This window comes from Streptomyces sp. BJ20 (assembly GCF_022869105.1).
In the GTDB taxonomy this organism is placed as follows: Bacteria; Actinomycetota; Actinomycetes; order Streptomycetales; family Streptomycetaceae; genus Streptomyces; species Streptomyces griseoincarnatus.
In genome coordinates this window covers 1,808,662-1,827,248 of record NZ_CP094918.1, presented here as the reverse complement: position 1 = coordinate 1,827,248, position 18,587 = coordinate 1,808,662, and the positions used below count along the sequence as shown (strand labels likewise).

The 18,587-nt window shown below is 72.3% G+C and carries 20 protein-coding genes; 6 read left to right on the top strand and 14 right to left on the bottom strand.

The window, feature by feature from the left end; translation table 11 throughout:
- The first annotated feature begins 635 nt into the window (after positions 1 to 635).
- Positions 636 to 1,307, top strand: coding sequence for a TrkA family potassium uptake protein (locus tag MTR79_RS08455; RefSeq protein WP_048456196.1), 672 nt, complete (start codon positions 636 to 638; stop codon positions 1,305 to 1,307).
- Positions 1,307 to 1,975 carry a TrkA family potassium uptake protein gene (locus MTR79_RS08450; RefSeq protein WP_037930094.1) on the top strand — a complete coding sequence of 223 codons (669 nt, stop codon included), beginning with the start codon at positions 1,307 to 1,309 and terminating at the stop codon, positions 1,973 to 1,975. Before MTR79_RS08455 ends, MTR79_RS08450 begins: the two co-directional genes overlap by 1 nt.
- Before the next feature lie 77 nt (positions 1,976 to 2,052).
- On the opposite strand, the gene MTR79_RS08445 is transcribed toward MTR79_RS08450, so the two are convergent.
- The 8 genes from MTR79_RS08445 to MTR79_RS08410 all read right to left on the bottom strand — a co-directional run bounded on the left by MTR79_RS08445 (position 2,053) and on the right by MTR79_RS08410 (position 8,307).
- Positions 2,053 to 2,826 (bottom strand): DUF3159 domain-containing protein, encoded by a 774-nt coding sequence (locus MTR79_RS08445; RefSeq protein ID WP_244789652.1) that lies wholly within the window; start codon positions 2,824 to 2,826, stop codon positions 2,053 to 2,055.
- Positions 2,827 to 2,829: 3 nt separating this feature from the next.
- A complete protein-coding gene (locus tag MTR79_RS08440; protein WP_086703654.1) occupies positions 2,830 to 3,228 on the bottom strand; it encodes an OB-fold nucleic acid binding domain-containing protein in 399 nt (132 codons plus the stop codon).
- Between the two features lie 68 nt (positions 3,229 to 3,296).
- Positions 3,297 to 3,974: a response regulator gene (locus MTR79_RS08435; RefSeq protein ID WP_048456199.1), complete on the bottom strand. Its 678-nt coding sequence runs from the start codon at positions 3,972 to 3,974 to the stop codon at positions 3,297 to 3,299.
- Positions 3,971 to 5,332 carry an ATP-binding protein gene (locus MTR79_RS08430; protein WP_244789651.1) on the bottom strand — a complete coding sequence of 454 codons (1,362 nt, stop codon included), beginning with the start codon at positions 5,330 to 5,332 and terminating at the stop codon, positions 3,971 to 3,973. The genes MTR79_RS08435 and MTR79_RS08430 overlap by 4 nt, the downstream gene beginning before the upstream one ends.
- Positions 5,333 to 5,464: 132 nt before the next feature.
- Positions 5,465 to 6,157, bottom strand: a complete 693-nt coding sequence (locus MTR79_RS08425) for an ABC transporter ATP-binding protein (RefSeq protein ID WP_244789650.1) — start codon at positions 6,155 to 6,157, stop codon at positions 5,465 to 5,467.
- Between the two features lie 257 nt (positions 6,158 to 6,414).
- Positions 6,415 to 7,167 carry a DUF3710 domain-containing protein gene (locus MTR79_RS08420; protein ID WP_048456201.1) on the bottom strand — a complete coding sequence of 251 codons (753 nt, stop codon included), beginning with the start codon at positions 7,165 to 7,167 and terminating at the stop codon, positions 6,415 to 6,417.
- 1 nt (position 7,168) lies between these two features.
- Positions 7,169 to 7,726 (bottom strand): dUTP diphosphatase, encoded by a 558-nt coding sequence (gene dut, locus MTR79_RS08415; RefSeq protein WP_086703649.1) that lies wholly within the window; start codon positions 7,724 to 7,726, stop codon positions 7,169 to 7,171.
- Positions 7,723 to 8,307: a PaaI family thioesterase gene (locus MTR79_RS08410; protein WP_086703646.1), complete on the bottom strand. Its 585-nt coding sequence runs from the start codon at positions 8,305 to 8,307 to the stop codon at positions 7,723 to 7,725. The genes dut and MTR79_RS08410 overlap by 4 nt, the downstream gene beginning before the upstream one ends.
- A gap of 92 nt (positions 8,308 to 8,399) precedes the next feature.
- Between MTR79_RS08410 and MTR79_RS08405 the strand changes: the two genes are divergently transcribed.
- The gene (locus MTR79_RS08405) at positions 8,400 to 8,870 is read left to right on the top strand and encodes a DUF3093 domain-containing protein (protein WP_244789649.1); all 471 of its coding nucleotides are present in this window, start codon (positions 8,400 to 8,402) and stop codon (positions 8,868 to 8,870) included.
- A 27-nt stretch (positions 8,871 to 8,897) separates the two neighbouring features.
- Here the strand turns inward: MTR79_RS08405 and MTR79_RS08400 are convergent, their stop codons facing one another.
- From MTR79_RS08400 to MTR79_RS08385, 4 genes are all read right to left on the bottom strand, one after another.
- Positions 8,898 to 9,842 carry a hypothetical protein gene (locus MTR79_RS08400; protein WP_086703643.1) on the bottom strand — a complete coding sequence of 315 codons (945 nt, stop codon included), beginning with the start codon at positions 9,840 to 9,842 and terminating at the stop codon, positions 8,898 to 8,900.
- A 13-nt stretch (positions 9,843 to 9,855) separates the two neighbouring features.
- Complete coding sequence (locus MTR79_RS08395; protein ID WP_003993510.1) at positions 9,856 to 10,152, bottom strand: DUF4193 domain-containing protein; 297 nt, start codon at positions 10,150 to 10,152, stop codon at positions 9,856 to 9,858.
- A 392-nt stretch (positions 10,153 to 10,544) separates the two neighbouring features.
- Positions 10,545 to 11,789 carry a HAMP domain-containing sensor histidine kinase gene (locus tag MTR79_RS08390; protein ID WP_033278020.1) on the bottom strand — a complete coding sequence of 415 codons (1,245 nt, stop codon included), beginning with the start codon at positions 11,787 to 11,789 and terminating at the stop codon, positions 10,545 to 10,547.
- 9 nt (positions 11,790 to 11,798) lie between these two features.
- On the bottom strand, positions 11,799 to 12,452 hold the full coding sequence (locus tag MTR79_RS08385; RefSeq protein ID WP_003993508.1) for a response regulator transcription factor: 654 nt from the start codon (positions 12,450 to 12,452) through the stop codon (positions 11,799 to 11,801).
- Between the two features lie 439 nt (positions 12,453 to 12,891).
- On the opposite strand from MTR79_RS08385, the gene MTR79_RS08380 reads away from it, so the two are divergent.
- Positions 12,892 to 13,065, top strand: a complete 174-nt coding sequence (locus MTR79_RS08380; RefSeq protein ID WP_167338244.1) for a hypothetical protein — start codon at positions 12,892 to 12,894, stop codon at positions 13,063 to 13,065.
- Between the two features lie 647 nt (positions 13,066 to 13,712).
- Here the strand turns inward: MTR79_RS08380 and MTR79_RS08375 are convergent.
- Together MTR79_RS08375 and MTR79_RS08370 are read right to left on the bottom strand one after the other, a co-directional pair.
- Positions 13,713 to 14,522 (bottom strand): inositol monophosphatase family protein, encoded by an 810-nt coding sequence (locus MTR79_RS08375; protein ID WP_244789648.1) that lies wholly within the window; start codon positions 14,520 to 14,522, stop codon positions 13,713 to 13,715.
- Between the two features lie 8 nt (positions 14,523 to 14,530).
- A complete protein-coding gene (locus tag MTR79_RS08370; RefSeq protein WP_244789647.1) occupies positions 14,531 to 15,658 on the bottom strand; it encodes a ferrochelatase in 1,128 nt (375 codons plus the stop codon).
- Between the two features lie 148 nt (positions 15,659 to 15,806).
- Here MTR79_RS08370 and MTR79_RS08365 point away from each other — a divergent pair, with 148 nt between their 5' ends.
- Positions 15,807 to 17,045, top strand: a complete 1,239-nt coding sequence (locus MTR79_RS08365) for an MFS transporter (protein WP_048456209.1) — start codon at positions 15,807 to 15,809, stop codon at positions 17,043 to 17,045.
- A complete protein-coding gene (locus tag MTR79_RS08360; protein WP_086705216.1) occupies positions 17,005 to 18,324 on the top strand; it encodes a D-arabinono-1,4-lactone oxidase in 1,320 nt (439 codons plus the stop codon). Before MTR79_RS08365 ends, MTR79_RS08360 begins: the two co-directional genes overlap by 41 nt.
- The last annotated feature ends 263 nt before the right edge of the window (positions 18,325 to 18,587 follow it).

The following is an 18,587-nucleotide window of genomic DNA, read 5'->3' as shown; positions in this document are numbered from 1 at the left end:
GTAAGCCGTCCGGCGGCGGGTGACGCACCCGCCACCCCCGATCCATACGGCATCCATACGGCCGCTGCCCTCCGGGTGAAAAGTCGGGGCGCCCGGGTGCGGATTGGGCAGATCGGGGGAGTCCCATGCCTGTATGACCACATGCCCGGCCGTTGTCGCCACGTCTCGTGGAGGTCCCATGCACACGACCGCAGAACTGATCGGCGCGGCGGCCGGCCTCGTCGTCCTCGGCGTCCTGGCGATCGCGAGCGTGCGCAGCATCACGCGCCGCTAGGTTGTGGGGCCCCGTATCCCGCCGTGGCGGTTCAGGCCGCGTTCGGGTGCGGGTCGTCGTGGGCCGCTCGCGCAGTTCCCCGCGCCCCTGAGGGCGCTGCCGTGGAGGCGCCCGGGAAGGGGCGCGGGTAACTGCGCGCCGAGCCCCCACCGCGCCGCGGACGATTCGCGGCGACCCCCGCGTACCGTCGGTTACGGCGGGCAGGACCGCCCCCGAGGGGCGTCAGGGTCGGTGGACCCCGGCATGATGTTGCCCGGCGGCCGCCAACAGGCCGCGACGTGTTGCCTGGCGAGCCGAAAGAGAGACATGAGCACGAAGGTCATGAAGGTCGCACGGCCTGCAGGAAGCGCGGTGTAACGCGATGCATATCGTCATCATGGGCTGCGGCAGGGTCGGTTCCGCCCTGGCCCAGGCCCTGGAGGAACAAGGGCACACGATCGCCGTGATCGACCAGGACCCCACCGCGTTCCGCCGGCTGGGCTCCTCGTTCGGCGGCCGCCGGGTCACCGGCGTCGGTTTCGACCAGGACACCCTGCGCGAAGCCGGCATCGAGGACGCCGGCGCCTTCGCCGCCGTGTCCAGCGGCGACAACTCCAACATCATCGCCGCCCGCGTGGCCCGCGAGATGTTCGGCATCGAGAACGTCGCCGCCCGGATCTACGACCCCCGGCGCGCGGAGGTCTACCAGCGCCTGGGCATCCCCACCGTCGCCACCGTCCGCTGGACGTCCGACCAGATGCTGCGCCGGCTGCTCCCCTCGGGCGCCGAGCCGCTGTGGCGCGATCCCACCGGCGGGGTGCAGCTCGCCGAGGTGCACACGTCCACGGCGTGGGTGGGGCACCGTATCTCCCGGCTCCAGGACGAGACGGGCGTGCGGGTCGCGTTCCTCACCCGGCTCGGGGAGGCCATCCTGCCCAGCTCGCAGACGGTGTTGCAGGAGGGTGACCTGGTGCACGTGATGATGCGCACGGACGAGATCGACCGGGTCGAGGCGGCCTTCGCCAAGGGACCCGAAGAGGAGGGCGGTCGCTGATGAGGGTCGCCATTGCCGGAGCCGGCGCGGTCGGCCGCTCGATCGCGGGCGAGCTGCTGGAGAACGGTCACGAGGTCCTGCTGATCGACAAGGCGCCGACCGCGATCTCGGTGGAGCGCGTCCCGCAGGCGGAGTGGCTGCTCGCCGACGCCTGCGAGATCACGTCCCTGGACGAGGCGGCGCTCCAGCGCTGCAACGTCGTCATCGCCGCGACCGGCGACGACAAGGTCAACCTGGTCGTGTCGCTGCTGGCGAAGACCGAGTACGGCGTGCCCCGCGTCGTCGCCCGGGTGAACAACCCGAAGAACGAGTGGCTGTTCAACGAGTCGTGGGGCGTGGACGTCGCCGTCTCCACCCCGCGTCTGATGTCGGCGCTGGTGGAGGAGGCGGTCAGCGTGGGCGACCTGGTCCGGCTGCTGCGCTTCAGCCACGGCGACGCCAACCTGGTGGAGCTGACCCTGCCGGAGGAGTCCGCGCTGGCCGGCACCCAGGTCGGGGACGTGGAGTGGCCGCAGGACACCTCGCTGGTCACGATCATCCGCGGCACGCGGGTGCTGACGCCGACCCGCGAGGACTCCCTGGAGGCCGGCGACGAGCTGCTCTTCGTGGCCGCGCAGGCCCGTGAGGAGCAGCTGGAGGACCTGCTCTCGGTCCGCAAGGAGTCGTAGGAGCGGGAACATCCCTAGGAGTGGAGAAGGGGCGCCCGGAGTGATCCGGGCGCCCCTCACTCACGCATGCGGGAGGCTCAGGACTGGCGGCGGTGCCGGCCGGCCGGGGCTCCTTCGCCCTCCTCCTCGGCGGCGGCCTTCCGCTCCTCCTCCGCGCGCTCCTCCGCCTCCATCTCGGCGAAGACGTCGATCGGCGGCGGGGCCTTCGCCAGGAACACCCAGGTCAGGTAGACGGCGAGCAGGAACGGCGGGATCTTCAGCGCCACCAGCACCCAGCCGAGCTGGGTGGTGTCCGCCCACCAGTACAGCGGGAAGAGGATGGCGCACTTGGCGAGCAGGATCAGGCCCCAGGCCCAGCTGGCCTTGATGTACGCCTTCTTGCGGCCCGGGTTCCTGGTGCGCCAGGAGAGGTTCTCCTTGAACACCGGGCCCAGCATCAGGCCGATCAGCGGGACGCCCGCCATCGCCGTGACGATGTACGCCAGGGCCAGGCCCAGGGTGTACAGCATGCCCGGCAGGTAGAAGTCCTTGGCGTTGCCGGTCATCATCGCGAAGACCACGCCGAAGCCGACGCCGAAGACACCGCTGAAGGCGTGCTTCACGGTGTCCCTGCGGGCCAGCCGGACCACGACCATGACGAGCGCCACGCCGAGCGCCGCGAGCGCCGACATGTGCAGGTTCTTGTTGACCGTGTAGATGCTGACGAAGAGCAGTCCCGGCAGCACCGTCTCGACCATGCCCCGGACACCGCCGAACGCCTCGAACAGGGCGGCTTCCGTCACCGCCCGGGCGTCGTCCGCGGACGTGTCCGCGGAGGTCTCTTCGGTTGTCGGCCTGTCGAGCGACGTCACCGGCTACTCCCGTCCGAGGGGTCTCAGTTCGTATTTCGGATTGAACAGCACCCGGCGACCACGGCTCATGGCGATCCGGCCCGATGCGATCAGCTTGCGCCCCGGCTCTATCCCCGTGATGGAGCGCCTGCCGAGCCACACCACGTCCAGCGCGGCGGAGCCGTCGAACAGCTCGGCCTCCAGAGCCGGCACTCCCGCGCGCGGCCGCTGCGTGACCGTGCGCAAGGTACCAGTTACCGTGACGATCTCGCGGTCCTGGCAGTCACCTATCCGTGTGCAGCCGGCCGTCGCGGCGTCCTCGCGCAGCTCCTCCGACTCCAGGTCCTCCTGGGAGGACGAGAGCCGGTCGAGCATGCGGCGGAACCGGCCTGCCGGCTTCTCGGACCGAGGAACAGCACTCATATCTGAAGCGTACCGGGGTGCACTGACGGTTACGTACCCCCTGCTTCCCCGGTCCGAACGGCCCGCCGTCACTTCTCGAAGCGGTATCCCATGCCGGGCTCGGTGATGAGGTGTCTCGGCCTCGACGGGTCCGCCTCCAGCTTGCGGCGCAGCTGCGCCATGTAGACCCGCAGGTAGTTGGTCTCCGTCCCGTACGACGGCCCCCACACCTCCCGCAGCAGCTGCCTCTGCCCCACCAGCCGGCCTCCGGCGCGCACCAGCGCCTCCAGCAGATGCCACTCGGTGGGCGTGAGCCGTACGTCACGTCCGTCGCGGTGGACCTTCTTCGCGGCGAGGTCGACGGTGAACGCCTCGGTCTCCACGACCACGTCTCCCCCGTCGGCGGGCTCCGCGCGCCGTACGGCGGCCCGCAGCCGGGCGAGCAGTTCGTCCATGCCGAAGGGCTTGGTGACGTAGTCGTCGGCGCCCGCGTCCAGCGCCTGGACCTTCTCGCCCGAGGCGTGCCGCGCGGACAGCACCAGGATCGGCACCCGGCTCCACTCGCGCAGCCGCCGGATGACGTCGACGCCGTCCGTGTCGGGCAGGCCCAGGTCGAGGACCACCACGTCCGGGTGGCGGGCGGCGGCTGCGCGCAGGGCGCCCGCCCCGTCGTCGGCGGAGTCCACCTCGTACTGCCGGGCCCTGAGGTTGATCACCAGGGCCCGCACGATGGCCGGGTCGTCGTCGACCACCAGCACGCGGGTCATGAGGTTCGCCTTTCGTCCTGGGCGGTCACGAGGCCGCGCCCGCTGTCGTCCGGGCCGTCCTCCGGCCGGGCGTCCGCCGCGTGCAGGGTGAGGGTCATGGTGAGGCCGCCCCCGGGGGTGTCGTCGGCGTTCGGGGTGCCGCCCATGGCCTCGGTGACGCCGCGGGCGACGGCCAGGCCCAGGCCGACGCCGGAGCCGCGCGGCGCGTCCCCGTGCCGCTGGAACGGCGCGAAGATGCGCCCCTTGGCCTCGTCGGACAGGCCGGGGCCGCGGTCGACGACCCGCACCTCGACCCCGTCGGCGAAGGCGCTGGCGGCGACCGGCACCCTCTCCCCCGGCGGGCTGTACTTCACCGCGTTCTCGATCACGTTGGCCATCGCCCGCTCCAGCGGTCCGGGGTCGGCGTCGACCATGGGCAGGGTTTCGGTAACGTCCAGGACGACGGTGTGTTCGGGCACCCCGCCGAGGGCGCGCGGCACCACCTCGTCCAGGTCGGTGCCGCGCATCAGCGGGGTGACCGTACCGGTGTGCAGGCGGGACGTGTCGAGCAGGTTGCCCACCAGATGGTCCAGGCGGTCCGCGCCGTCCTCGATGCCCTCCAGCAGCTCGGCGCGGTCCTCGTCGGACCGTTCGACGTCCTCGGAGCGCAGGGAGGAGACGGCCGCCTTGATCCCGGCCGGCGGGGTGCGCGGGTCGTGGCTGACGGCGGCGAGGAGCGTGGTGCGGATGCGGTTGCCCTCGGCGAGGGCGAGGGCGCGGTCGGTCTGTTCGCGCAGCCGCCGGCGGTCCAGGACGACAGCGGCCTGCGCGGCGAAGGCGGCCAGGACCCTGCGGTCCTCGGCGGGCGGCACCCGGCCGGTCAGCGTCGGCGCCATGTGGTCGCCGACGGGCACCTGGACATCGGCGTCCTCGGGCCGTTCGACGGGGCGGCCTCGGCCCGCCCGGCCCGCGCAGGTCCACGGCTCGACGTCCCCGGCGCGTTCCAGCAGCGTGGCGGACTCGATGCCGGAGGCCTCCCGGACACGCTCCTCCACGTCCTGCCGGCGTTCGGCGTTGCGGGAGCCGGGCGCGTTGGCGTGGGCGAACTCGCCGACCAGGGCGACGCGGGGGCGGCGGGCGAGGACGGCGTCGAGGTCCGTCTCGGCCACGGTCACGCCGCCGTGCTCCAGCCGCCGGTGCGGGACCTGCTCCAGGCCGGTCAGCAGGGCCTCGGTGCGGGGCCTGCCGTGCGTCTCGGCGAAGGCGACGACGCAGTCGGTGTCCCGTTCGACGCGGCGGTGCGCCTCGGCGAGCATCGCGTAGGTCTTGCCCACCCCCGGCGCGGCGCCGAGGTGGATCCGAAGCTTGCCGCGTCCCATGGCCCCATTGTCTTCCCGGTCGTGCTCCTGGCGCAGTCGACCTTAGGCCGCCCTGCACGGCGGCCGGACGGCCGGCGGGGGCGCGGGGTCCGACCTTGACGCAACCCTGACGCGCACGCCGGGGCCGGCCGGTCAGTGCCCGACGATCTGCCCGTCGCTCAGTTCGAGGACCCGGTCGGCCAGGTCGAGCAGGGTGGTGTCGTGGGTGGCGACGAGCGCGGTGACGTTCTCGGTGCGGACGACCGCGCGCAGCAGCTCCATCACGGCGTGCCCGGTCTCGGCGTCGAGCTGGCCGGTGGGCTCGTCGGCGATGAGCAGGGAGGGGTTGTTGGCGAGGGCACGGGCGACGGCGACCCGCTGCTGCTGGCCGCCGGACAGCTCGCCGGGCCGCTGGGCGGCGTGGTCGGCGAGGCCGATGAGGGACAGCAGCAGCTCGACCCGCTCCTCGCGCTCGCGGGGGTCCGCGCCGCGCAGCCGCAGCGGGACGCCGACGTTCTCGGCTGCGCTGAGGATGGGGATGAGGCCGAAGGACTGGAAGACGAAGCCGACGCGGTCGCGGCGCAGGGCGAGCAGGCCCTCCTCGTCGAGGCCGGCGAGGTCGCGGCCGTCGACGTCGACCCGTCCCCGGTCGGGGGTGTCCAGGCCGCCGACGATGTTCAGCAGGGTGGTCTTGCCGGATCCCGAGCGCCCCTTGAGGGCGACGAGCTCGCCGCGCGGGACCTCGAAGGAGACGCCCCGCAAGGCGTGCACGGCGGCGGCGCCGCCACCGTACGACTTGTGCACGTCCTCGACGCGCACCATGGCGTCGGTGATCGTCTGCCCCATGGCTGCCCTCCCCCGTGAACCGGGCGCCAGTATCGCCGTCCGGCGCCCGGCAGATCAACAGGGTCAGGCGGGGTCGTCCCGGTGGCTGAGGGTCTCCCAGGCGACGAACATGTCGGTGCCACCAACGCCGGACGGGCTGGATACAGCCCTTCCGGCGTTCGAGGAACGGGGTCCGGGGCGGAGCCTCGGTAACGACAGCGACCCGCGGCGACCGGCCGCGAACGACCGGCCCCGCGGGCCACGACAGACGGACCGCGCTAGCGCACTTCCGTGATCTCGGGCCCCCGCTGCAGCCGGCTCATCCCGCCCGCGAACCGCGACCCTTCCTCCTGCTGCACGTTCTCCGGCACCATCTGCGCGTCGTTCGGCAGCTTCAGGACGATCGGATCGCGCGGGGCCATGGGCCCGTCCCCGCGCACCACGACCGTGTCCCGGAAGATCTGCTCCAGCAGACCCGCCGCCTGCGGCTGCACCGCGCCCTGACCGGAGATCACTCCGCGCAGGAACCAGCGGGGGCCGTCCACACCGACGAACCGCACGACCTGGAAGCCGCCGGTGCCGTCCGGCAGCTGCACCGGCACCTGGGCGCGCAGCTCCCAGCCCAGCGGACCCTCGACCTCGTCGATGATGCCGCCCTGCTGGGTGATGCCGGACGCGATCTCCTCGCGCACCTCGCCCCAGATGCCCTCACGCTTGGGCGCGGCGAAGGCCTGAAGCTGGACGGCGCTGTCCTGCAGCACGACGGTGGCCGCGACGATCGCGTCACCCGCGACCTCCACGCGCAGTTCCATGCCGTCCACACCGGGCACGAACAGACCGCCCAGATCGACCCGGCCCTCGCCGGGCTCGCGAACCTCGGAGCTGTCCCAGGGCCCGTCGGGCCGGGGCGCGGGCTCGAGCCTCACGCGCCCGCCCTCCTCGTCCGCCTCCGCGTCGACACCGTCGACGACCTGCTCGGCCTCGCCGGCCGCACCGTCGGCGGCATCCTTCTTCTTGCGACGTCCGAACACGTCACTGTCCTTCCCGGTCGGATACGACCGAAGCGTATCGATTCCCACCCGCTGCACCGCCCTTGGCGGCCTGAACGCTTGTGCCGCTCTTGCCTTCCACCGCGGCGTGGCCGCCGGTGGATCCGAAGCCCCCCTCGGCCCGGGCCGATTCGGGCAGCTGCGCGACCGACACGAAGCGCACCCTCTCGACCTGCTGGACGACCAGTTGGGCAATCCGGTCGAAGCGCTCGAACCGCACGGACTCGCGCGGGTCGAGATTCACCACGATCACCTTGATCTCCCCACGGTACCCGGCATCAATCGTCCCCGGGGCATTCACCAGGGCGACGCCGCAGCGGGCGGCAAGGCCGGATCGCGGGTGCACGAAGGCCGCGTACCCCTCCGGGAGCGCGACAGACACCCCGGTGGGCAGCACGGCCCGCTCCCCCGGGGCCAGCTCGCAGGCCTCGGTGGTGCGCAGGTCGGCCCCGGCGTCGCCGGGGTGCTCGTACGCCGGAAGCGGTACGTCCGGGTCGACGCGCCGGATGAGCACCTCGAGCGCTTCGCGGCCGGCGCTCACGGGTTCACCTCGAAGGCGCGGGCCCGGCGGACCTGGTCGGGGTCCTCCATGGCGGCCTGGATCTCCTCCTGGCGGCCGTGGTCGATGAAGTGGTCCACCTTGACCTCGATGAAGAGAGCGTCCGCGCGGACGGCGACCGGTCCGTCGGGGCCGCCGATGTGTCCGGTGGCGGTGCAGTAGATCTTCCGTCCCGCCACGGCGGTCACCTCGGCCTTGAGGTGCAGCACGGTGCCGACGGGCACGGGCCGGACGAAGTCGGTCTCCAGCCGTCCGGTGACCGCGATGGTGCGGAGCAGCCAGTTCAGCGAGCCGAGCGTCTCGTCGAGGGCGGTGGCCAGCACGCCGCCGTGGGCGAGTCCGGGGGCGCCCTGGTGCGCGGACTGCACGGTGAACTCGGCGGTGATCGACACACCTTCGCCGGCGCGCGCCTGGAGGTGCAGCCCGTGGGGCTGTTCGTCGCCGCAGCCGAAGCACTGTCCGTAGTGGGCGCCCAGGAGCTCGCCCGGTGCGGGGGCGTCGGGGTGGCGCACGGGCGGCACGGCGTCGGCGGGGGGCTGAAGAGCTGCGGAATTACCACTCACAGCCGCAGACCTTACCCGCCCGCCGCGAGGCGGCTGGGCATGCGTCCGCCCTGGCGCGGGACCCCCGCGGGAAGCGTGCCAAGCTTGGCTTCATGCAGCTTTCCGCGGCCCCGTACGAAGAACGCCTCACCGCTCCGCGCTCCTGGTGGTTCCTGTGCCTCCTGGCCGGGACCTCCTTCGCGCTGATCATGCTGCCGTTCGGCACCCTGCCGATGCTGGCCGGGCTGGCCGGCGGGACCGCCGCGGCGGCGGTCGTGGTGAGCGCGTACGGCTCGGTGCGGATCCGGGTCGTGAACGGTCATCTGATCGCGGGCGAGGCGAAGATCCCGGCGTCCGCGCTGGGTGACGCGGAGGTGCTGGACGCCGAGGAGGCGCGCGCCTGGCGCGGCCCGAAGGCCGACCCGCGCGCGTTCATGCTGCTGCGCGCGTACGTCCCCGGTGCGCTGCGGGTGGCCGTCACGGACCCGCAGGACCCCACTCCGTACGTCTTCCTGTCCACCCGTGAGCCCGAGCGGCTGGCGCAGGCGCTCCGGGCGGCGAGGGACGGGGCGGACGCGTCGTAGGGGCCCGTCAGCAGGCCGCCGGGCGGGTCACCCGGGGTCGTCGTCCTTCCGGTGGCGGCCGGCGCCCATGTCGAGCTCCAGCGCGTGCTCGGGGAGGGCGTCGGCGGGGCGCTCCAGCGCCGGGAGCGCGGGCAGCTCGTCCCAGGGGACCTGGACCTTGCGCAGGTCGTCCCGGATGCGGGCGGCGAGCTTTCTGGTGTCGCGCCGGTTCATCACGGCGCCCACGGCCGCTCCCACGAGGAACGGCATCAGGTTCGGCAGGTTGCGCACCGTGCGCTTCACGATCCGCTGGCGCAGTTCGCGCTTCATGCGGCTGTTCATCGCGGCGCTCACGGTGGAGGGCTTGGTCGCCTCGATGCCGCGCTCCTGGGACCAGGAGTTGAGGTAGACGGTGCTGCGCTGGGCGAGGGTGCCCGCGGGACGTACGCCGTAGACCTCGTGCAGTTCGGCGATCAGTTTGAGTTCGATCGCGGCGACGCCGGTGACCTCGGCGGCCAGCTCCGTCGGCATCGCGGGCGGTACCGGCATCATGGCGGCCGCTCCGACGCCGGCCCCGACCGTCGCGGTGGCCTTCGCGGCGCCCGCCACGAGCCTGTCGGCGATCTCCTCGGGACCGAGCCCGGGGAACTGCTCCCGCAGGGTCGTGAGGTCCCGTACGGGCACACGCGGGGCGATGTCGATGATCCGGTCGGCGAGGTGCGCCAGACCCGCGCGGGCGCGTGCGCCGCCCTTGCGGACGCCCTCCAGGGCCTTCCCCCGGACGACGGCGGTGCGCCTGCGCGCCATGGGCGCGGTGACCTCCACAGGCACCGGGAGGTCACCCCGGCCGTCCGGCGCTTCGAGCGAGGCCGCCCCGTCTCGGGTCCAGCCTCGCTCGGGTTCACGCGTGTCGTGCTGTGGGTCCTCGGTGGACCCTTGGTCCGCTCCCTTCGAGAAGAAGCGGCGCTTCCGCGGTGGGGTCGAGCCAGTCACGGCCGACCCCGCCTCAGTCGCAGTCGCGGCAGATCGGCTGGCCGTTCTTCTCACGGGCCAGCTGGCTGCGGTGGTGCACCAGGAAGCAGCTCATGCAGGTGAACTCGTCCTGCTGCTTGGGCAGGACCCGGACGGCCAGCTCCTCGTTCGAGAGGTCCGCACCGGGCAGTTCGAGGCCCTCGGCGGCCTCGAACTCGTCGACGTCCACGGCCGAGGCCGACTTGTCGTTCCGCCGGGCCTTCAGCTCTTCCAAGCTGTCCGAGTCGACGTCGTCGTCGGTCTTGCGTGGAGTGTCGTAGTCGGTAGCCATGTCACTCTCCCCCTCTGGGTGTATGCGGTGTCTCCAGCGCACGTAACGCGTGAGAGGCCGGACTTGTGCCCGACCTGAGGCGGAGATTTTGCCTCACATCAAGGTCTGTTACTCAATCGACACCCAACCGGACTCCTCACGAGTGATCGGCTGGGATGGCGATGGGGACCGTACACGGTCCCGATGCCGCACTACAAAGGCACCTCACCGTGTACTTCCCGTGAACGGGACCCCTGAAAACCGGGACTTTTCCGGCCTTCCGACGGGGTTCATGATCACGGAGAGTAGATGGCCGGATCGGCACCCCTGTGATCGATCACACATGAATTCGATTGCGGGGGTGCTCAGAAATTCCGCCCAGAGCGAACACGGATCGAGGGCGGGGCATGATGTCAGATCGGAAGGGTGACACGCATCACGAGTCCTCCGCCCTCCCTCGGCTGCGCGTAGATGTGCCCGCCGTGCGCCCGGGCGACCGACCGCACGATCGACAGCCCCAGTCCCACGCCCTTGTCGCTGCCCGTCCGCTCGGTGCGCAGCCTGCGGAACGGCTCGAAGAGGTTCTCGACCTCGTACGCGGGGACGACCGGGCCGGTGTTGGACACCACGAGGACCGCCTGGCCGTGCTGGACGTCCGTGGTGACCTCCACCCAGCCGTCCTCCGGGACGTTGTACCGCACGGCGTTCTGCACCAGGTTCAGGGCGATCCGCTCCAGCAGCACGCCGTTGCCCTTGACCACGGCGGGGCGGCGGGTGCCGCGGATCGTGACGTGCCGCGACTCCGCCTCGGAGGCGACCTGGTCGATGGCCTGGCCCGCCACCTCCGCGAGGTCGACGGGCCCCCGCTCCACGATCTGGTTGTCGCTGCGGGCGAGCAGCAGCAGGCCCTCCACGAGCTGCTCGCTGCGCTCGTTGGTGGCCAGCAGGGTCTTGCCGAGCTGCTGGAGCTCCACCGGCGCGTTCGGGTCGGAGAGGTGCACCTCGAGCAGCGTGCGGTTGATCGCCAGCGGGGTGCGCAGCTCGTGCGAGGCGTTCCCCACGAAGCGCTGCTGGGCGGTGAACGCGCGCTGGAGCCGCTCCAGCATGTCGTCGAAGGTGTCGGCCAGCTCCTTCAGCTCGTCGTCCGGGCCGTCCAGCTCGATCCGGCGGGACAGGTCGGAGCCCGCCACCGCGCGGGCGGTGCGGGTGATGCGGCCCAGCGGCGACAGCACGCGCCCGGCCATGGCGTAGCCGAAGGCGAACGCGATGACGGCGAGGCCGAGCAGGGCCAGCAGGGATCGGCTGAGCAGGTTGTCCAGGGCGACCTGGCGCTGGTCGTCGATGCACTCGCTGATCGCGTTGTTGAACTCGGTCAGGGAGAGGTTGCCGTCGGCGATGCCCGGACAGTCGTTGCTGGAGACCTTCAGTCCGTCGAAGTCGACGATCTTGAACAGCGGCTGGCTGCCGGTGCGCAGGGCCTGCGCGGCGAGCAGGTAGATGATCGACAGCAGCAGGATGCCGGCGATCAGGAACATGCCGCCGTACAGCAGCGTGAGCCGTATGCGGATGGTGGGCCGCAGCCACGGCATCGGCGTGGGCGACCGGGGGTCCCAGGTGGGCTTGGGGGGCGCGGTGGGGGGCGCGGGAGTGGCAGCCATGGTCGGTGATCAGATCCGGTATCCGGAGCCGGGCACGGTCACGATGACCGGCGGCTCGCCCAGCTTGCGGCGCAGCGTCATGACGGTCACACGGACCACGTTGGTGAACGGGTCGGTGTTCTCGTCCCAGGCCTTCTCCAGCAGCTGCTCCGCGGAGACCACGGCGCCCTCGCTGCGCATGAGGACCTCCAGCACGGCGAACTCCTTCGGCGCGAGCTGGACCTCCTTGCCGTCGCGGAAGACCTCGCGGCGGTTGGGGTCCAGCTTGATCCCGGCCCGCTCCAGGACGGGCGGCAGGGGCACGCTGGTCCGCCGGCCGAGCGCCCGCACGCGGGCGATGAGCTCGCTGAAGGCGAACGGCTTGGGCAGGTAGTCGTCGGCGCCGATCTCGAGTCCCTCGACGCGGTCGCTGACGTCGCCGGACGCCGTGAGCATCAGCACGCGCGTGGGCATGCCGAGCTCGACGATCTTGCGGCAGACGTCGTCGCCGTGGACGAGGGGGAGGTCGCGGTCGAGGACGACCACGTCGTAGTCGTTGACACCGATGCGCTCCAGGGCGGCCGCACCGTCGTACACGACGTCGACCGCCATGGCCTCCCGGCGCAGTCCGGTGGCCACCGCATCCGCGAGCAGCTGCTCGTCCTCGACGACGAGTACGCGCACGTCGCTTGTCCTTCCTCATGACCCGCCCGGCGGGCCGCGAGGGCGCGCACGCGGGCAGGGGTACGGGTGGGTGTTGTTGCCTCCATCCTGCCCTTTTCGGCCGTAAGTCGGCTGTAAGGCGACCGGAGCAGGGGTGACCGGCGGCCCCGCGACCGGGGAACGTGCGGACGAACGGGGCGGGAATACGAGAATTTCTCGCGAGGTCAGGTTTCCGCGGGAGGGAGCTTGGGGAGGACGGGTTTACATCCCGCGATCACGCTCTGCTTGTACCGCACCACCATGCGGTGCACACAGTCCGCTTCCGCAGAGCGGGCGTGGATGTCCGGTACCGTCGCCGCCCGGCCGAGCGGCGCCGGGCATCCGCCACGGACGTGATCGTCCCTTCCCACGGCACACCCCCGTGCCACCGACCCACCGACCCAGGACGAGGGGGCGCAGCATGGACGCATTCACCGCAGGACTTCTGCAGCGTATAAAGGCGACCGAGTCCGACCTGTCGCGGGCCCGCGACGAGGGCGACGACTTCCTCGTCGAAGTGGAGCAGGGCGAACTCGACGACCTGCGCCGCCTCGCGGCCGAACACGGCGTGGAAGTCGGCGCCCACAGCGTCTGACCGACGCAGCACGGAAGCGCCCGGCGGGCCCCGGTGGATCACTCCACCGGGGCCCGCCGTCGATCCTCACGGGCACGCCCACGACAGCCGTGGCGCTAGGGGCTGACGGCGCCCCGCCCGCACGCCAGTCCGCCGGGCGAGCCACCCGTCACCGGGCGGAGGAGGGGGACACGCCTTGGGCGTACGACCGACGGACACTCGACGCCCGCCGTCCGCCCACGGGCTCGGTCCCACCGAAGGTCGCCGCCTCCGCCTCTGCCCGGCTCGGCGAGCCGTCATACGGGCGCCGTCGACGCACGAACCGCCCCACGGGCGCCCGGTCGGCGGCATGGATCCCACCGACGCCACCCGGCCCGGCGGGCCGCTGCCTCGTCGGCCACGGCCAACCGACTTCACCCCGGACACGATCCGACCGAGCCGGGAATCGGCCCCCGCGGGCAACCGCCGTCAGCCGCATCGGCCCCACCGACAACCACCGGCCAGCACTCACCGTCCGCCGCCGCCCGGCCCGCCGGCCGCTGCCGCGTCGGCCGGGGCCGACCGACTTCTCCGCGAACGCGGTCCGGACCCGTCGGGAGTCGGTCGTCGGGCGGGCGATCGCCGAGAGCGTGAACACGTTCACGGTGGTCGGCGGCGTCAGCCGCCTCCTACGCCCCGAACTCCTCCAGCAGGCCCAGGAGCGGCTTCAGCACGCCCGGGGAGGCGGCGACCGTCATGTCGGCCGACGGCCGGCTGTCCGGGCGGCGGCCGGTCGTCAGGGCGCCGGACTCGCGGGCTATCAGGGCGCCCGCCGCCACGTCCCACGGGTGGAGGCCGCGTTCGTAGTAGCCGTCCAGGCGGCCCGCCGCCACGTCGCACAGGTCGATCGCCGCCGAGCCGCCGCGGCGGATGTCCCGCACCAGCGGGATCAGCCGGCGGGCGACCTCGGCCTGCTGTTCGCGGACGTCGGCGACGTAGTTGAAGCCGGTGGAGACCAGTGCCTGGTCCAGCGGCGGCGACGGCCGGCAGGCCAGGCGCCGCTCGCCCTCCCACGCGCCCGTGGCCCACGCCCCGCCGCCCAGCACCGCGTGGTACTCCTCGCCGCGCATCGGCGCGAACACCGCTCCGGCCACGGCGACGCCGTCCTGCTCGGCCGCCACGGAGACGGCCCAGGTGGGCAGGCCGTACAGGTAGTTCACCGTGCCGTCGAGGGGGTCGACGACCCAGCGGACGCCGCTGCTGCCGGCCGTGGAGGCACCCTCCTCGCCGAGGACGCCGTCCTCCGGGCGGCGCTCGGCGATCAGCCCGGTGATCAGCTTCTCCGCCGCGAGATCCATCTCGGTGACGACGTCGACGGAGCTGGACTTGGTGGCGGCGACCGCGAGGTCGGCCGGACGGCCGTCGCGCAGCAGCTCACCCGCGCGCCGGGCGGCCTCCCGGGCCAGTTCCAGCAGTTCCGCGTGCAGGGGGTCGGTCACGGGGCTCCTCAGGCGTAGGGGCTGTCGGCGCCCGCGGCGGCGGGACGCGGGGCGCGGGCCGGGCAGCAGCCCACCGGGCACAGGTCGTGGCTGGGGCCGAGCGCGCCGAGGGCGCACCGGGTGACGTCCCGCCCGCTCTCGGCCGCGGCACGCTCCACCACCAGCTCACGGACGGCGGCGGCGAACCGCGGGTCGTCGCCGACGGTCGCGGAGCGGCGCACCGGCAGGCCGAGCTCCTCCGCCTTGGCGGTGGCCTCGGTGTCGAGGTCGTACAGGACCTCCATGTGGTCCGAGACGAAGCCGATGGGGGCCATGACGACCGCGGGGACGCCGGCGGCCTTCCGCTCCTCGAGGTGGTCGCAGATGTCGGGCTCCAGCCACGGGATGTGCGGGGCGCCGGAGCGGGACTGGTAGACGAGCTGCCAGGGGTGGTCGACGCCGGTGCGCTCGCGGACGGCGTCGGCGATCAGCCGGGCCACGTCCAGGTGCTGAGCGACGTACGCGCCGCCGTCGCCGTGCGCCTCGACGGGGCCGGAGGTGTCCGCGGCGGCGGTGGGGATGGAGTGGGTGCAGAAGGCGATGTGCGCGCCGTCCCGGACGTCCTCGGGGAGGCCGTCGAGCGACCGGATCACCCCGTCGACCATGGGCTCGACGAAGCCGGGGTGGTTGAAGTAGTGCCGCAGCTTGTCGATCTTCGGCAGCTCCAGCCCTTCCTTCTCCAGCGTGGCGAGCGCGTCGGCGAGGTTCTCGCGGTACTGGCGGCAGCCGGAGTAGGAGGCGTAGGCGCTGGTGGCGAGGACCAGGATGCGGCGCCGGCCGTCGCGGACCATGTCCCGGAGGGTGTCGGTGAGGTAGGGCGCCCAGTTGCGGTTGCCCCAGTAGACCGGCAGGTCCAGGCCGTGCTCGGCGAAGTCCTTGCGCAGGGCGTCCAGAAGGGCGCGGTTCTGGTCGTTGATGGGGCTGACCCCGCCGAACTGGAAGTAGTGCTGCCCGACTTCCTTGAGGCGTTCCTTGGGGATGCCCCGCCCGCGCGTCACGTTCTCCAGGAACGGGACGACGTCGTCCGGGCCTTCCGGGCCGCCGAAGGAGAGCAGGAGCAGGGCGTCGTAGGGACTGGCATCGAGCACGTCAGACATGTCTCGATCCTCCCACCCGGCACCGACAGCGGGGACAGGGGCCGGGGGTGTCGCGGGGAGGTGCCGTACCTCACCGGCGCAAGCGGGTGACGCCGCCGGTAATCTGTATCGACGGCGATGGCGCCTTACTGATCTTCCGGAGAACTCCGTGCCCAGCCCCTATCTCGCCCTGTTCGCCGCCCCCGGCAGCAAGGCCTTCTCCGCCGCGGGGTTCCTCGGCCGGATGCCGCTGTCCATGATGGGCATCGGCGTCGTCACGATGATCTCCCAGGTGACCGGCCGGTACGGGCTGGCGGGGGCCCTCTCGGCGACCATCGCGCTGTCCGCCGCGCTTGTGGGCCCTCAGGTCTCGCGGCTGGTGGACCAGTACGGGCAGCGCCGGGTACTGCGTCCGGCCACGCTGCTGTCGCTGTCCGCGGCGGCGGTGCTGCTGCTCGCGGTGCACTTCTCCTGGCCGGAGTGGGTGCTGTTCGCCGCGTGCGTGGGCATCGGCTGCGTGCCGAGCGTCGGCGCGATGGTCCGGGCCCGCTGGGCGGCGCTGTACCGCGGCACCCCGAGCCTGCACACCGCCTACTCGTTCGAGTCGGTGATCGACGAGGTGTGCTTCGTCGTCGGCCCGATCGTCTCCATCGGGCTGTCCACGGCCTGGTTCCCGGAGGCCGGGCCGCTGCTGGCGGCCTGCTTCCTGGCGTTCGGCGTCTTCTGGCTGACCGCGCAGCGCGCGACCGAGCCGGAGCCGCACCCCCGTGAGCGGAAGGGCGGCGGCACGGCGCTGCGTTCGCGCGGTCTGCAGGTGCTGGTGGCGACGTTCGTGGCGACGGGCACGATCTTCGGCGCGGTGGACGTGGTGACGGTCGCCTTCGCCGAGGAGGAGGGACACAAGGCCGCGGCCAGCGTGGTGCTCGCGGTGTACGCCCTGGGCTCGTGCGTGGCGGGCCTGGTGTTCGGGCTGCTGCACTTCGCGGGGGCGCCGGAACGCCGGTGGCTGCTCGGCGTTTGCGCCATGGCCGTGAGTATGATCCCACTCCTACTGGTCGGGAACTTGCCGTTTCTGGCCGTGGCGCTGTTCGTTGCGGGTCTGTCCATCGCTCCCACGATGATCACGACCATGTCCCTCATCGAAGAGCACGTACCTCGCGCGCAGCTCACCGAGGGGATGACCTGGGTGAGCACCGGGCTCGCGGTCGGCATCGCCCTCGGCTCCTCCGCCGGCGGCTGGGTGATCGACGCGGCCGGGGCGCGCGCCGGGTACGGGGTTCCGGCGGCCGCCGGGGCCGTCGCGGTCGCGGTCGGTTTCCTCGGGTACCGCCGGCTCAAGCGGCCGGCGCCGGGTCGGGGAGGCTTCGTTGGTCAGCACGACGAGCGCGAGGAACGGCACGTGGCGTAACTGGGGAGGCACCGTCTCCGTCCGGCCGGCCCGGGAGGTCACGCCGGCCTCGGTCGAGGAGCTGGCCGACGCCGTGCGCCGGGCCGCCGAGGACGGTCTGCCGGTGAAGGCGGTGGGAACCGGTCACTCCTTCTCCTCCATAGCCGCGACCGAGGGCCTGCTGGTGCGCCCTCAGCTGCTGACGGGGATCCGGAGGATCGACCGCGAGGCGGGCACCGTCACCGTCGAGGCGGGGACCCCGCTGAAGCGGCTCAACGCCGCCCTCGCGCGCGAGGGTCTGTCGCTGACCAACATGGGCGACATCATGGAGCAGACGGTCTCCGGCGCCACCAGCACCGGCACCCACGGCACCGGCCGTGAGTCCGCCTCCATCGCCGCCCAGATCAAGGGCCTCGAACTGGTCACCGCCGACGGCTCGGTGCTCACCTGCTCCGAGAGGGAGAACCCGGACGTCTTCGCGGCTGCCCGGATCGGCCTCGGTGCCCTCGGCGTCGTCACCGCCCTCACCTTCGCGGTGGAGCCGCTCTTCCTCCTCACCGCGCGCGAGGAGCCCATGACGTTCGACCGGGTGTGCGCCGAGTTCGACGCGCTGCACGCCGAGAACGAGCACTTCGAGTTCTACTGGTTCCCGCACACCGGCAACACCAACACCAAGCGCAACAACCGCAGTGCGGGCCCCGAGCGTCCCGTGCCGCCGCTGCGCGGGTGGTTCGAGGACGAGTTCCTCTCCAACGGGGTGTTCCAGGTCGTCAACTGGGTGGGCCGCGCCGCACCGGTGACGATCCCGGCCGTCGCGCAGGTCTCCAGCCGGGCGCTGTCCGCGCGGACGTACACCGACATCCCCTACAAGGTGTTCACGTCCCCGCGCCGGGTGCGCTTCGTGGAGATGGAGTACGCGGTGCCGCGCGAGGCGCTCGTGGACACGCTGCGGGAGCTGAGGGCGATGGTGGACCGGTCCCCGCTGCGGGTGAGCTTCCCGGTCGAGGTGCGCACCGCGCCGGCCGACGACATCACCCTGTCCACGGCGTCCGGCCGGGAGACCGCCTACGTGGCGGTCCACATGTTCAAGGGGACGCCGTACCAGCGGTACTTCACCGCCGCCGAGCGCATCTTCACCGCGCACGAGGGACGACCCCATTGGGGGAAGATCCACACGCGTGACGCCGAGTACCTCTCACGGGTGTATCCGCGTTTCGGCGAGTTCGTCGCGCTGCGGGACCGGCTGGACCCGGAACGGCGGTTCCGTAACGACTACTTGCGGCGGGTCCTGGGCGCGTAGTCCGGGGCACGCGGTACGAACCGGGCGCACGCCCCGGTCCCGCGGACATTGCCTGCGTTTCTGGCGATTGCGTGAAGTTCCCCACAAGTCCCCTACGTCCAGGGGCGGATGAGTGGGGCAACGGCGGCCAAGTCCCACCTCTTGCGTGAACTCGCACGGCGTGCCAATCCACGCACGTGGCCCAAATGGAGTACTGTTGCGAGCCCTGGGTCCGGACTCCCGTCAGGGTGCCCGGGTCCTCGGAGGACCGCCGGGAGGGGGCT